General features: G+C 67.7%; 2 protein-coding genes. Both read right to left on the minus strand.

Annotation, left to right across the window (positions count from 1 at the left end):
- Positions 1–256 precede the first annotated feature (256 nt).
- Entirely contained in the window at positions 257–1,534 is a 1,278-nt protein-coding gene (fes, locus tag NOSIN_RS22125; protein WP_170293746.1) for an enterochelin esterase, read from the minus strand.
- Positions 1,535–1,595: 61 nt separating this feature from the next.
- Positions 1,596–15,752 (minus strand): amino acid adenylation domain-containing protein, encoded by a 14,157-nt coding sequence (locus tag NOSIN_RS22130; protein WP_455430054.1) that lies wholly within the window; start codon positions 15,750–15,752, stop codon positions 1,596–1,598.
- Positions 15,753–15,811 lie beyond the last annotated feature (59 nt).

A 15,811-nucleotide genomic window follows, 5' to 3' on the forward strand; every position in this document is an offset into this window, starting at 1 on the left:
CCGGCCTGGGTCCGCGGGTACACCGCTCAGAAGCGGTGCCGGGGCGTGTGTGGTGGGTACCGCCCGCCGTCTGGCGAGCGCAGCGCGCGAAGCGCGGCCGTTGGGGGTTGGTGGGAGACAGACGGGCTGGTGTATCCAGCGGTGGCCTCGCGGGGCCGAGGAAGAAGGCGTCCTGGTCCGGCTGCCGACCGAGGAGAACGCAGCGGGGGTGCCGCCGGGGCGACGCGCAGCAGGGTGGGTACTCGCCGCACATGCCCTAGGCGCGCTGCTTCGTCCCGGAGTCCTTCGGTCCGGGGTGGAAGGAGAGCAGTTGATCGACGATGGAGCCGCGCCAGCAGACCATGTCGTGACCACCCGTGTACTCGGAATAGTCGACTTCGTATCCCTTTTCCCGGAGAACGTCTCGCGCATTCCGGTGCGTTGTCATCGGGTCGTACTCCATGATGGCCTTCTCCATACTCCCGATGGTCATCGAGAAACGGATCGGCAGCCTGGGGGCCGCCCTGAACTGCTGGGTCATCCACTCGTCCTCGACATCTGGAATCCCTTTTCCCGGCCACCAGAACGAACCCGACTGGGATATGACCTTTCCGAAACGGTCAGGAGATTCGAATGCGGCGTACGCCGCTGCCAGGCCGCCGAAGCAGGAGCCGCCCACGACCGTGCGCGAGGGATCCGGCGTGACGTGGTAGTTCTCGTGTACCCACGGCATGAGCTCTTCGTTCAGGAAATCGACGAACGGGCTGTGGCAGGGGAGTTCACGAGCACGGACGTCCTGGTCCTCGTTGGTGTGCATGACGAGGACGTAGGGGGGGATCCGGCCGGTGTACAGCAAGTTGTCCAGCACGGTCGTGATGGAGGCGAAATTGTAGTAGGACCACCCGTCGAAAAGAAGGAACACGTCATAGTCGTCCCCCTCGGGGTCGTATCCGGGCGGAGTGTGGACAGCGATGTGGTGCTGCGTCCGCAGGATCGAGCTGTGCATGGAGTGCATGTGGATCCTGCCCTTCGGCACCCCGCGCCGTGAGATGTTCCACGGCTGCTTCGGGGCACCGGGCAGTTCGAGCACTGAGACCTTGAACTCGCTCGGGTTTCCCTGAAGCGTGTAGTCACGTGGGTTCAGCGGATCCGTCCGGTACCGGGAGAGGCTCTCCAGGACCTCGGCGTAGGAATTGAACGGAACGAGCGGGTCGTTGACCGAGAAAAGATATGTCGTCCGCAGGTCCGAGGGCAGGAGATAGGACTTGTACCAGATGTCCGTACCCGGCAGGTTGGCCATCCGGTATTCACTGAAGTCGTCGTTGCTCGGTGCGCTGAAAAAGAACACGAGCACGTTCTCAGTATCTCCCGGATCCCGCCAGAGAAACGTGACCAGGGTATGTGAATCGTCGTCGCCGACCTGCTCCATCAGCGGTGCGCCCGATTCGGCGACCTCTTTCCATAGACCGTCTACGGCACCCTCTACACCGTTCTCGATGTCGGTCGCCACCCGGGAGATCCGTGGACTCGCGACAGAAGTCTCCTGATCGAGCATTGACATTCCTCCTACTACCTGGTGGATACGATGGGTGCACGGCCGGCACAGTGCGTGTCGGTCAGAACAGGTCGAAAAGCTCCGCAGCGTCCGCCTCTTCGCCTTCGCCGTCGTCGGCACTGTGGTCGATGACATTCGCGAGCGCTTCGATCGTCCTGTTCTGGAACACCGTCGGAAGCATGAGTGCTATGCCCCACCGGTTCTGGACTTCGGTCGACATCGAGGCCACGAGGAGCGAGTGCCCGCCAAGGGCGAAGAAGTCGTCGTGGACCCCCACCTGGTCCAGTTCGAGGAGGGCCGACCAGATCTCCGAAAGAGATTTTTCGGTCTCGGTTCGGGGAGCGACGTGGGCCGCGCCGTCCCGCACCTGCTGCACGATGTCCGACAAGGAGGGCAGGGCCTTGCGGTCCACTTTGCCGTTCGGACTCAGCGGGAACTCTTCCAGTGGAACGAAGTGCGCGGGCACCATGTACTCGGGAAGCCGATCGAGGAGATGGGCCCTCAGCTCGTCCTGGGTCGCCTCGTGGCCCGCCTTCGCCGTGTGGAACGCGATCAGCCGCTTGTCGGTGGAGCCGGCCTCGTGCACGACGACCAAGCACGACCGGACGGCCTGGTGCTCGGCCAGTACGGCCTCGATCTCCTCGATCTCGATCCGGTATCCGCGGATCTTGATCTGGTGGTCCTTGCGCCCCGCGTACTCGATGCTGCCATCGGTCCGGTATCTGGCCAGGTCGCCCGTGGCGTAGAGGCGGCCTAGGCCGAAGGGGTCGGCCACGAACCGGTCGGCGGTCAGATCCGGGCGCCCCATGTAGCCGCGGGCCAGTTGGACGCCGCCGATGTACAGCTCACCGATGACACCGTCGGGGACCGGCTCCATCGCCTCGTCCAGGATGTACAGCCTCGTATTGGCCACCGGGCGGCCGATGGGCACGGTACTCGCTCCGGGGATGTTCCTGCACTCCCAGAAGCTGACGTCGACCGAGGCCTCCGTGGGCCCGTAGAGGTTGTGCAACCGTGTGTTCGGCAGCGACCGCTGGAACCGCTCCTGGACGTCGGGGGGAAGGGCCTCACCACTGCAGATCACGTCCCGGACGTCCTTGCAGAGCCCGGTCGCACCCGGGTGCTGGAGGAAGGCCTGCAGCATCGAGGGAACGAAGTGGAGGACGCTGATGGCCTGCCGGTCGATCAGCTCGGCCAGATAGGCGGGATCCCGGTGCCCCTCGGGCCGTGCGACGTGAAGCCGCGCGCCGGCGATGACGGGCCAGAAGAACTCCCAGACCGACACATCGAAGCCGTAGGGGGTCTTCTGTAGCACGCGGTCGTGGTCCTGTAGGCCGTAGGTCTCCTGCATCCAGATCAGGCGGTTGCAGATGCCGCGGTGGGACAGCATCGCGCCCTTGGGCCGGCCCGTGGAACCGGACGTGTAGATCACGTAGGCAAGGTTGTCCGGGTGTACGTCCGCGTCCAAGGGTTCGGGACTCGCGTCCAGCCACGAGGTGTCGCCGCCGCCGAGCTCGATGAGCCGGGCACCCCGTTCGGCCAGGGCACCGGCGCGATCCACCGTGTCCGGGTGTACCAGGGCGACCTGGATCCGGGCGTCCTCAGCGATGAACGCGAGTCGCTCCGACGGGTGGTCGGGGTCCAGGGGCACATAGGCGCCGCCTGCCTTGAGCACCGCGAGGAGGCTGATCACGAGGTCGAGTGAGCGGTACATGCAGACACCGACGTGTGTCTCCGGTCCCACACCGTGATCCCGCAGTGTGCGCGCCAGCCGGTTGGCGCGGCCGTCCAGTTCCGCGTAGCTCAGCTGCTGGTCCTCGAAGGACAGCGCGATGCGGTCGGGGGACTCGCGAACCTGCTCCTCGAAGAGGTGGTGGAGGCACACGGGCCGCAGGGCGTCCTGATCATGCGTGGCGTTGCGCTCCTCCACGATCTCCGCCCGCTCCGCCGCCGAGAGGATGCCGAGCCGCGTGATGGGTGTCCCGGGCTCGGCCAGTGCCTCCGCGATGAGGTTCCGCAGGTGCCCGCCCATGCGGGCGATGGTGTCCCGCTCGAAGAGGCCGGTGCTGTACTCGAAGTTGAACTGCAGCTCCCCGTCCCTCTGCTGGATGCTGAGGCCGAGGTCGAACTTCGAGACGCCGATACCCGTGTCCGTGACGTCATGGATCCACTCCGGCTGCTCCGACTCCTCGGGAGCCTCCTCGAAGAGCTTGTCCAGTCCGGTGAACATCACCTGGAACACCGGGTTGTAGCTCAGGCTGCGCTCGGGCCTCAGCTCCTCGACGATCCGCTCGAACGGCACCTCCTGATGGCTCTGCGCCTCCAGGAGGTTCCACCGGACCTGCTGGAGCACCTCCGAGAAGGTCGGGTCGCCCTGCAGGTCCACGCACAGGGCCACCGTGTTCACCAGGAATCCGATCAGCGGCTCGGTCTCGACCCGGGTGCGGTTGGCGACCGGGATGCCGATCGTCACCTTGTCCTGCCCGCTGTGGCGTGAGAGGAGGACCGCGAAGGCGCTCAGCACCGTGATGAAGTGCGTCGTCCGGTTCTCACTGCTGACCTGCTTGAGCCGGTCGTTGAGATCCGACGGCAGCGAGCACGTGTGGTTGGCTCCCCGGTAGTCCTGTACCGCGGGCCGGGGGTGGTCGGTGGGCAGTGACAGCAGGGCGGGCGCCTCCGCCAGGTGCTCCTTCCAGAACCGCAGGTGCGTCCGCAGGTGCTCCTCCCGGAGCCACTGCTGTTGCCACACCGCGTAGTCGGCGTACTGCACGGCCAGCGGAGCGGGCAGGACCGGATCGTCGCTCCCGAGCGCGTCGTAGACCCGCAGCAGCTCCTCGTTGAGGACCCGGACCGAGAAACCGTCGACGATCGCGTGGTGACCGCTGAACGCCAGGAGCGCCTCGGTGTCGGACAGACGGATGAGCAACGTGCGGAGCAACGGGCCCTCAGCGAGATCGAAGGGCCGGGTCCACAGTTCGCGGGTGAGCGCCTTCACCGACTCCGGATGCCGCTCCGCGGGCTCCGCCGACAGGTCCGCCTCGGACAGGATGACGGGCCCGGTGTCGGCGATGTCCTGCCACACCCGTCCGCCGTCCTCCCGGAAGGTGGTCCGCAGTGTCTCGTGCCGCGCGATCAGCACCTCCAGCGCCATCCTGAGTCGCGCGGAATCGACGGCGGAGGCCCGGTGGAGCAGCCAGCCCACCGTGTACAGGGCACTGTTCGGATGCAGGCGTTCCATGTACCAGACCCGCTGCTGGTCGAACGTCGCAGGAACGGGTTCATCGCGCGCCACCCGCACCAGGGGCACGGTCTCATGCGGGTCCCGCTCCCGCATCAGGCGGTCCAGTTCTGCGGCGACTCCGGCGACGGTCGGCCGCTCGAACAGGACACGGACCGGCAGATCGATCCCGAACGCCTGCTGGACTCGGGCCGCGACCTTCACCGCGACCAACGAGTGTCCGCCCAGGCCGAAGAAGTCGTCGGAGACACCGATGGGACCGCGCTCCAGGACCTCCTCCCAGACCGTGGCCAACAGCGCCTCGGTCTTGGTCCGCGGCAGCGCGCCCTCGGAGAGCGCGGGCCCCGAGTCCTCCTCGGGCAGGGGGAGCATCCGCCGGTTCAGCTTGCCGTTGCCCGTGAGGGGGAGCTCGTCGAGGTAGACGAAGGCCGAGGGGACCATGTACGCCGGCAGTTGTTCCCTCAGGTGGGACCGGAGCCCTTCGGTGGTGTCGGCCGACTCTCCCTCAAGCACCACATAGGCGACCAGCCGCTTGCCCGATCCGTCCGGTTGTGCGAGCACGGCGCAGCTCTGGACCAGAGGATGCTGGTCGAGCACCGTCTGGATCTCCCCGAGCTCCATCCTGAAGCCCCGGATCTTCACCTGGCCGTCGACGCGTCCGACGAACTCGATGTTGCCGTCGGGAAGGTGCCTGACGATGTCCCCGCTCTTGTAGAGGCGGCTTCCCGGCTCGCCGCCGAACGGATCGGCGACGAAGGACTCGGCGGTGAGGTCGGGGCGGTTCATGTAGCCCCGGGTCACGCCGACACCTCCGATGTAGAGCTCGCCGGGCACGCCGACCGGTACGGGCTGCATACGGGAGTCGAGGACATAGGTCCGCACGTTGGTGATCGGACGTCCGATGTGGATGGTGTCCAGGTGCTCGTCGGTGTGCGTTCCGGTGGCGAAGACCGTCGTCTCGGTCGGTCCGTAGACGTTGAAGAAGTCACGGCCGGGCGCCCACGTCCGGATGAGGTCCGCCGAGTACGCCTCACCACCGACGACCAGCGTCCTCAGGTTCGGCAGGGGTGCTGTGGGCAGGGTGGCCAGAGCGCCCGGGGTGAAGCTCAGGATCTCGATGGCCCGCTCGTCCAGCACATCGTGGAGGTCGGTGCCGATCATGCGCGTGTCACTGTGCGGAATGTGCAGTACTCCGCCCGTCACGAGCGGCAGGAGAATCTCCCAGACCGAGAAGTCGAAGCTCAGCGAGGCGACCTGTAGGACGTTCTGCGGCCTGTCGAAGCACGGGTACCGGCTGATCCACGGCACGACGTGCCGGATGCACCGGTGGGCGACCATCACCCCCTTCGGCCGGCCGGTCGACCCCGACGTGTAGATGATGTAGGCGAGGTTCTCCTGCGTGAGGGCCGTCGACGGCTTCTCCGCGGACTCGGAGGCCACGGTGGACCACTCCGAATCCAGGCAGAGGGTCTTCAGATCCCCGGTGGGCAACCCCGGCAGCAGGTGTGACTGCGTGAGGAACAGGCGCACCTGCGCATCGTCGAGGACGAACGCCATCCGGTCGGCGGGGATACGCGGGTCCAGGGGCACGTAGGCCCCGCCCGCCTTGAGGATGCCCAGCAGCCCGACGACGGACTCCAGCGAGCGGTCCAGGCACAGCCCGACCAGGACCTCGGGGCCGACTCCGTTGCGTTGCAGCCAGTGCGCCAGTTGGTTGGCACGGCGGTTGAGCTCGCTGTAGGACAGGTGTCCGTCCTCGTGAACCACCGCGACCGCGTCCGGGGTGTCCCGTACCCGCTCCTCGACGAGTTCGTGCAGATAGGTGGCCCCGTCCTCGGAAACGGTGTCGGCACTCCACTCTTCCAGGGCCTGGGTGCGCTCGCCCTCGGTGAGCATGGACACCTGGGCGAGGGGTTTGTGCGGTGAGGCCACGAGCTCGTTGCAGATCTGCCGCATGTGGGCGAGCATCGCGTCGACCGTCCGAACGTCGAAGCGCCGGCTGTCGTAGAAGAGGTTGATGCCGAGACGCTCTTCGAGGGTGATCACGGCGTTGAGCGGATAATGCGTCTGCTCCCGCGAGCTCACGTCCGCGAAGCGCAGCGAGCCCTCATCGCTCTCGTCCTCCGGGTAGTTCTCGAAGACGAAGAGGGTCTCGAACAACGAGGCATCAGCGGGAAGCCCGCTCCACCGCTGGACCTCACTCAGCGGAGAGTACTCGTACTGACGCATCTGCATACCCCGCTCCTGCAGACCGCGCAGCCACTCCAGTACGACGTCCCGCTCGGGAACACCCACCCGCAAAGGAAGCGTGTTGATGAACAGACCGACCGTGCCCTCGACACCCTCCATCTCGGAAGGCCGCCCCGAGACCACCGTCCCGAAAACCACATCGTCAGTACCCGAATAACGCGAAAGCAGCAAAGCCCAGCACCCCTGTAGAACGGTGTTGAGCGTCAAACGGTGACGCTGCGCGAAATCCTGCACCCGCGCCGTCTCGTCCTCGCTGAGATGGGCGGTGACCGACGCGGGCGGAACAGGACCACCCGCACCGGCCTCAGGACGCGCCCCGGTACTGAGGGGCGTGGCCTGCTCCACACCCTTGAGGGCCCCGCGCCAGTACCGCTCGGCCTGCTCGATGTCCTGCCGGCCAAGCCAGGAAACATAGTCACGGTAGGAACGCGAGGGCGCCTTCTCCAGGTGGCGGCCCCGCACGAAGGCCCCGTACCACTGCACGGCCTCGTTGAGGATGAGGCTGATGCTCCACCCGTCCAGAATCGCGTGGTGGGCGCTCCACACCAGTTGGTAACCGGCGTCGCCGGTGCGGGCCAGCAGCATGCGCCACTGCGGCACGTCCTGGGGGTCGAAGCCCTCGGCCCGGTCCCGCTCCAGATAGGCGTCCAGGCCCTCCTGCTGCTCCTGGCAGGTCTGCGAACGCCAGTCCTGCGTCCGCAACGGCACCGGCACATCGGCCCAGACCAACTGCAGGGCCCGGTCGTCCGCGGCCGTACGGAACCCGGTGCGCATGATGGGGTGGCGGCGCATGACCTGTGCCCAGGCTTGGCGGAAGGCGTCGGTGTCCAGTTCCTGGTCGATGCGCAGGATCATCTGGACGTGGTAGACCCCCTCGCCCTGGGAGAGCTGGCTCTGGAACCACAGGCCCTGCTGGATGGGGGTCTGCGGGTAGCAGTCCTCCAACGGGCGGGGACCCGCCGCGGACCGCCACTCGGGCAGCGTCCGCACCTGTGCGACCAGGTCGTTGACCTGTTCCTGGTCCAACCCGGCGGCCGGGAAGTCCGAGGGGCTGTAGACCACCGCGTCGGGATCGCGGGCTTCGCGGGTGAGCCGGGTCAACACCTCCAGGGTGTGTTCCGCGACTCCCCTGACTGTGTCCTGGTGGAAGGCAGTGGAGTTGTAGGTCCACCGCATGTGCAGCCGGCCGTCCTGGACGTGGCTGACGATGTCGATCAGGTAGGGGCGCTGGTTGGCCGGATCCCAGTCCGGGCCGGCCTTGCCGGAGTGGGCGGCGAAGCCGCCGGACGCGGTGGCGTCGAACTGACCGAGGTAGTTGAAACTGACCTGGGCCACAGGACCCAGCTCGGCACCACCACGGTCCGGACCGTGGGCGAGCAGGCCGTATCCGATGCCCTGGCGGGGCCGCCCGCGCAGGAGTTCCTTGGTCCGCTTGAGCCCTTCCCCGAGCTGGTCCGCGTCGGGAACCGGCAGGCGCACCGGTGAGATGGTGGTGAACCAGCCCACGGTCCGGGACACGTCGATGTCGTCGAAGAGGTCCTCGCGGCCGTGCCCCTCCAGGTCGATACGGACGTGGTCGTCACGGGTCCAGGCGCCGATCGCGCTGGCCACCGCGGTCAACAGCGCGTCGTTGACCTGGGTGTTGAAAGCCGCGGGCACGTCCTGCAGGAGCGCACGCGCCTGGTCGGCGCTGAGCACGGCCTCGTGGACACGGCTGCGACCGATGGTGTTGTGCTCGGTGGGCCCGTCCGTGGGAAGGGCACCGGCCGGTGCTGACTGCTCGCTCCAGTAGGGCAGTTCCTGGGCGGTAGCGGTACTTCGGCTCTCCTCGTGCAGCCGGTGGGCCCACTGCTGCCAGGAGCTCGTCTTCGTGGGGAGGGCGGGTTCCTGGCCCTGGCGCAGCTGCCTGGTGACGGTGTCCAGATCTTCGAGGAGGACGCGCCAGGACACCACATCGACCACGAGGTGGTGAGCCACCAGCAGCAGTCGATTCTTGTGGCCGGCTGTCTCGTTGGAATCCGATACCCCGGTGAACAGGACCGACCTGAACAGGGGAGCAGCGGAGACGTCCATGCTGGACTGGACCTGGCCGGCGATCTCCAGCATCCGGTCCTCACGCTCACCGGCCGGGTACGAGGACAGGTCGTGCTCCTGCCAGGGCAGGGCGTCGGGTATGTCCGCCACCTCGGCCCGCCACTGCCCGTCACTGCTCCAAAAGCGGGTGCGCAGCCCGTCGTGCTGTTCGAGCAGGGCCCGCACCACCTGCTGCCACTGACCACCAGTCAGGTCCGCCCCGACCTCCATCAGCAGGGACTGGTTGACGTGGTCGGGGCGAGCGAGGTCCTGGGCGAGGAACCAGCGCTGGATCGGGGTGAGTTCGACCGGACCGGTGACCGTGCCCTGCTCGGCCAACACCTGCGAACCCTCGCGCTGCTCGGTGACCGGAGCCAGCTCAGCGATCGTCTGGTGCTGGAAGAGCTGTTTGACGGTGAAGTACAGACCGTGCTGCTTGGCGCGGAAGATCACCTGCAGGCTCAGGATCGAGTCCCCGCCCAGCGAGAAGAAGCTGTCGTGCACACCCACCGGCCGGCTCAGCGCCAGGACGTCCTGCCAGATCCGCGCCAGCTTCTCCTCCACCGGCGTACGCGGAGCCACGTGCTCCTGCCCGCCCACGGCGTGCTCCTGCCAGGGCAGCGCCGCCAACGCCTTGCGGTCCACCTTGCCGTTGGCGGTGAGCGGCAACTCCTCCAGAGGAACGACGACACCCGGAACCATGTAGTCCGGCAACCGCTGCCCCAGGAAGGACCGCAGTTCCTCGGAGTCCACCGGCTCCCTGCTGGTGATGAAGGCCACCAGGCGCTTGGCCGCACCGTCGGTGTGCACGAGCACCGCCGTGTTCCGGATGTCCGGGTGCTGGGCCAGCACGGCCTCGATCTCGCCCAGCTCGACCCGGAAGCCACGGATCTTGACCTGGTCGTCGACCCGGCCCAGCAGCTCGATGTTGCCGTCGGGAAGGAACCGGGCCAGATCACCCGTCCTGTACAGACGGTCACCAGCACCCCTACCGAAGGGGTTGGCGATGAAGCTCTCAGCGGTCAGGTCCGGCCGGTGCAGATAACCACGAGCGAGCCCCGCACCACCGATATAGAGCTCACCCACGACACCGGCGGGCACAGGCCGCAGGGAACCGTCCAGCACGAGCACCTGCGTGTTGTCCAGCGGCCGACCGATCGGCACCGCCGCGGGGACCTCCGCCCGCGGCTCCATCCGGTACGCGGTGGCGAACGTCGTCGTCTCCGTCGGTCCGTAGCCGTCCACCACCACGAGCTCGGGGCAGGCCGCGCGCACCCGCGCCACCGCGTCCGCCTGCACGGCGTCTCCACCGGTCCACACCTCGCCGAGGCCGGCGAGGCATCCCGGGTCCTCCTGGGCGAACAGGTGGAACAGCGCCGCGGTCAACCACATAGCCGAGATCCCGTGCGTTGCCACGGAGTCGCGCAGCAGAGCCGGCGTCACCGTCTCCGGTGGAGCCGCCACGGTCAGGCCGCCGGACAGCAGCGGAACCCACAGCTCATAGGTCGACGCGTCGAACGCCTGCGGCGAATGCAGCAGCACGCGCTCATGCCCCTGAGCGAACCGGCCGTCCAGTGCCAGCGACGCCACATCGGCGTGGGTCACGGCCACGCCCTTCGGCTGGCCGGTGGAGCCGGAGGTGTACATGACATAGGCGAGATCCTGACCGCCCACACCCGTCTCGGGCGGAGTGTCGGGCCAGCCCTCCAGCTCCGACCAGAGATCCTCCACCACCATCACCGGCGCATCCGCCTCCGGCAACGCCTCCAAAGCCGAACGCCGAGCCACCACAGCACCCAGCCCCGCATCGGAGACCATGAACGCCAACCGCTCACGCGGATAGGACGGATCGAGCGGAACATAGGCCCCGCCCGCCTTGAGGATGCCCAACAGCCCGACGACCATCTCCACAGAACGCGGCACACACAGGCCGACCAGGCTCCCCCGACCCACACCCCGATCCCGCAGAAGACGGGCAAGACGATTGGACCAACGATCCAGAGCCGCATAGCTCAACTGGTGCTCACCCGACACGACAGCCACCCGGTCAGGACAACGGCGCACCTGCTCCCCGAACAGCTCCGGCAAAGACACCGGATCGGCGGCCACCGCGTTGAAGGCCCCGAGTCCCGTCTCGGCGGCCCTCCCGCACTCGGCTTCCTCGACCATCGGCAGATGCTGGACCCGCTGTCCGGGGTCCGCCAGCGCGGATTCCAGGAGTACTCGGAAATGGTCGGCCATGCGCGCGACCGTCTGTTCCCCGAACAGGTCGGTGCTGTACTCGAACCCGAAGCGCATCCCCTCGGGTGAGGCCTGGATCATGCAGGTGAGGTCGAAGCGGGACACGCCGACGCTCATCCCCTGCTCGACCAGGCTGTGCATCCACGGCTTGGGCTGGATCAGGGCTGACTCGTGCTCCAGGAAGGGAAGGCTCTCGTCGGCGAACATCACCTGGAAGACCGGGTTGTGCCCGAGGCTGCGCGTGGGCCGCAGTGCCTCGACGAGCCGTTCGAAGGGGACTTCCTGGTGGCTCTGAGCGTCGAACAGCTGTTTGCGGACCTGCAACAGCACGTCCTCGAAGCGGGGGTTGTCCCGCAGGTCCACGCGAAGGGCGACCGTGTTGACCAAGAACCCGATCATGGATTCGAGGCCGGCGCGGTTCCGGTTCGCGATCGGCACACCGATGACGACGACGTCCTGCCCGCTGTAGCGGGAGAGGAGGACCGCGAAGCCGCTGAGCATGGTGATGTAGTCCGTCACCTGGTACTCACGGCTCAGATGCGCGACCCGCCGGGTCGTTTCGGCGGGCAGACGGCGCCTCAGGAAGTCGCCCTTGAAGCTCAGCGCGTCCGGGCGGGGAGTGTCGGTGGGAAGCGCAAGCAGCTCCGGTGCGTCGGCGAGCTGCTCCTTCCAGTAGTCCAGGTGGAACGCGAGCCTGTCCCGCTCCAGCCAGGTCTGCTGCCATACCGCGTAGTCGGCGTACTGCACCTCCGGTTCCGGCAGCGGGGAGGGCGAGCCGTCGGCCAGGGCCCTGCAGATCTGTAGGAACTCCTGGCAGAAGAGGCCGATCGAGTAGCCGTCGAACACCGTATGGTGGGCGCTGAGCGCCAGGACCTGCTCAGTGCCCGACAGCTTGACGAGGAGGGCCCGCAGCAAGGGGCCCGCGCCCACGTCGAAGGGCTGGTCCCACCACCGGCGGATCTCCTCCTGCGCCTGCTGCTCGCACTGCTCCTCCGAGAGCATGGACAGGTCGGTCGTCGGCAGCGCGACCGGCCGGTCGTCCGCGATGACCTGCCAGACCCGGCCGTCCTCCTCATGGAAGGTCGTGCGCAGCGATTCGTGGCGCCGAACCATCTCGTCCAGCCCGTCCCGGACCACCTCCGTATCGACGGATGCCGGAAGCGGGATGAGCCAGTTGACGGTGTAGGACGTGGTACCGGGGCTCAGCCGGTCGATGAAGTAGAGCCGCTGCTGGTCGAAGCTGGCGGGCGGCGCCTCGTCGCGGGGGACCGGAACCACCGGACGCAGCTCCAGCGGCTGCGACTCCTCCTGCCGCCGCTGTAGCTCGCGCGCGACCTCGGCGATCGTGGGCAGTTCGAAGAAGAGGCGGACAGGCACCTCCAGCGAGAACACCTGCCGGATCCGGGTCGCCAACTGGGCGGCGAGCAGCGAGTGCCCGCCGAGCTCGAAGAAGTCGTGGAGGACGCCGATGGGAGAGCGGCCCAGGATCTGCTCCCACACCGAGACGAGCAGCGCCTCAGTGGTGTTGCGCGGGGGAACGCGGACGGTGTCCCCCACCGACGCGGGATCCTGGGGGAGCAGCAGCGCACGGCGGTCGAGCTTGCCGCTGGAGGTGACGGGCAGAGCGTCGAGTGCCACGATGTCGGACGGCACCATGTAGCCGGGCAGCCGTTCAGCCAGGTATGTGTGGAGCCGGGGCAGCAGGAGGTCCTGGACCTCGGATTTGAGCGGCTGGTTGGCGTAGTCCGACCATTCCTGGACCGCCTGTCCGTCGAACGCGGCCGGGGCGAGGAGCTGCTCTTCGTCGGCACCCGGCTCGGCCCCGTCCCGCGTCAGCAGAACGGTGTATCCGCCGTCCGGGCCGTGACGGCTCCAGTCGAATGCGGCCTGGTAGCCGGCCCGCTCGGCGCACTCCCTGACCTCCTCGGGGTCCACGCCATCCGAGGGCTGGTCCTGTGCGCGCCAGGCCCCGACCGTCTCCAGGCCGGATTCCCCCTTCAGCCAGCGAAGGGTCCGGACCGCCTCCTCCACGCGTGCGTTGGCGACACCGCGCAGCCGGAGCCGGCCCGGCCGGTCCGCGTGCAGCGTCTCGCTCAGCTTGGAGAGGGTCAGCCCCTCCGCGGTCCAGTCGAGCTCCCGAACTCCCGGTCCCGGACGGTCGGCACCGTCCTGGGGAGCGTCCCCGACGTGGAGCACCACCTGGTAGCGGAACATCGACATCTCGTTGAGGTGGCGGCCGTCCTTGGGACGGACCTCGACCCGGGAGACGACGCCGGTGCTGACGGCCCAGTCCCGGAAGAACTCGGGGTCGAGGGCCAGTTCCTCCTCCTGCCGTACGCGGTGCCGGACACGCTGCCAGAGCTGTTCACGTGTCATGGAGTCAGGCACGCGGTGCGCCTCGACACTGGCGTGGAAGGCCTCAAGGAGCGGGAGGCTGCGGACATCGCCGACGATGATCCGGCCGCCGTCGGCGACCCGGGCCAGCGCCCCCTCGAGGACACGTACGAGGTAGTCCACACCGGGGAAGTACTGGACCACCGAGTTGATGATGACGGTGTCGACCGGCTCCAGTCGCAGATCGCCGGCGTCGACGGCCTCTCCCTGGCTCAGGACGACGGTCTCCCGCAGTTCGGGGCGGGAGTCGAGGCGGCGGCTGATGGACTCCAGGACCGAGGAGGACAGGTCCGTCCCGTAGTACCGGCGGCAGTCGGGAGCCAGTGGGAACAGCAGCAGGCCGGTACCGCAGCCGATCTCCAGGACCGTATCCGGGTCGTGGTCGCGGACCAGGGCCACGGTCTCTTCCTGCCACGCCCGCATCTCCTCCGGGGGGATGGGCCGACCGGTGTAGCTGCTGTTCCAGCCCGAGAAGTCGTGGCCGTCCTCGGAACGCTCCGCCACACTCGGGTCGAAGGCGTCGTAGACCTCGCGCCACTGGTCGACGCGCTTGTCCGCCAGCGCGCCCCCGTGCTCCTGGACGATCTCCTGGGCGAGCTGAGGGTGTGGGACGACGTACGACGCCAGGGTCCGGTCGCCCGGCCTGTCCTCCCGGACGATCGTCGCCGAGTCCCGGACTGCGGGATGCTCGCTCAGGACGCTGTCGATCTCGCCGAGCTCGATGCGGTACCCACGGATCTTGACCTGGGAGTCGGTGCGCCCGAGGAACTCCAGGTTCCCGTCGGGACGCCACCGCGCCATGTCGCCCGTCTTGTAGAGGCGGTCCCCGGGGACGGTGCTGAAGGGCGAGGGAACGTACTTGCTCGCCGTCAGCTCCGGTTCGTTGGCGTAGCACGAGCTCAGGCACACACCGCTGATGTAGAGGTCACCGGGTACGCCGATGGGGCAGGGTCGCAGGCTCTCGTCGAGAACGTAGTAGTACGAATTCTGGATGGGCTTCCCGTACGGGATACTCGGCCAGGAGGGGTCCACCTCCCCGACGGGGAAGTAGTTCGACCACACCGTCGCCTCTGTGGCACCGCCGAGGCCGATGACCTCGACGTTCGGGAAAGCCGCCCTCATGAGGCCCGGCGACTGGAGCGGGATCCAGTCGCCGCTCATGAAGACCAGGCGGACGGAGTGGGAGACGGTCTCGACCTCGCCGTCGTCGTCCGTGGGCAGGAAGGGAACGAGCTGCATCAGGGCGGCCGGCGCCGAGTCCCAGAACGTGATGGGCTCGTTCGAGATGTAGGCCAGCAGGTTCGCCGGCTCCTGGATGTCCCGGCCGGAGGCGATCCGGATCGATCCTCCGGCGGCGAGGATCCCGAAGACGTCGTACACCGACAGGTCGAAGGTGAGCGACGTGACGAACAGGATGCGGTCCTCAGAGTTCACCGAGAACGTGTTGTTGACCCATTCGATCAGGTTCACCGCGGGGAAGTGCGCGACCGTCACACCCTTGGGAGTTCCCGTGGAGCCGGATGTGAAGATGATGTAGGCGATGTCCTGCGGACCGCCCTGCGCCGGGAGGCCGCTCCGGGGCATGCCCGCGATCTCGTTCGACGGATGGACGGTGTACGGGTGCTCGGACTCGGAGTCCCCGTCACCGGTCCCCGGGTCCAGGCACACGATGTGGGCGAGGTCCGGGAGGGGGTCGGCGGCCGACAGGTGCGGCACCAGGGCGGTCTCCGTCAGGACACACGTGATCTTGAGCGAGTCGATGATCCAGTGCCACCGCTTGACGGGCGCGTTGGCGTCCAGGGGGACGTATGTCGCCCCGGCCTTCAGGATCCCCAGCAGCGCGGGGACCATCTCCGCGGAGCGCTCCGTGAGGATCGCGACCTGGTCTCCGCGCCTGAGCCCGATGTGCTTCAGAAGGTGCGCGATCTGGTTGGCTCGCTCGTCGACCTCGCGATAGGTCCAGCGCTCGTCCTCGAAGAGCAGGGCCAGGGCATCGGGGGTCTCCTCGGCCTGCCTCTCCACCAGGTCGTGGATGCAGAGCTCCTGCGAGTACGGCGTGTCCGTGTCGTTCCACTCGTGGA

The organism is Nocardiopsis sinuspersici (assembly GCF_001998325.1).
Classification (GTDB): Bacteria; Actinomycetota; Actinomycetes; order Streptosporangiales; family Streptosporangiaceae; genus Nocardiopsis; species Nocardiopsis sinuspersici.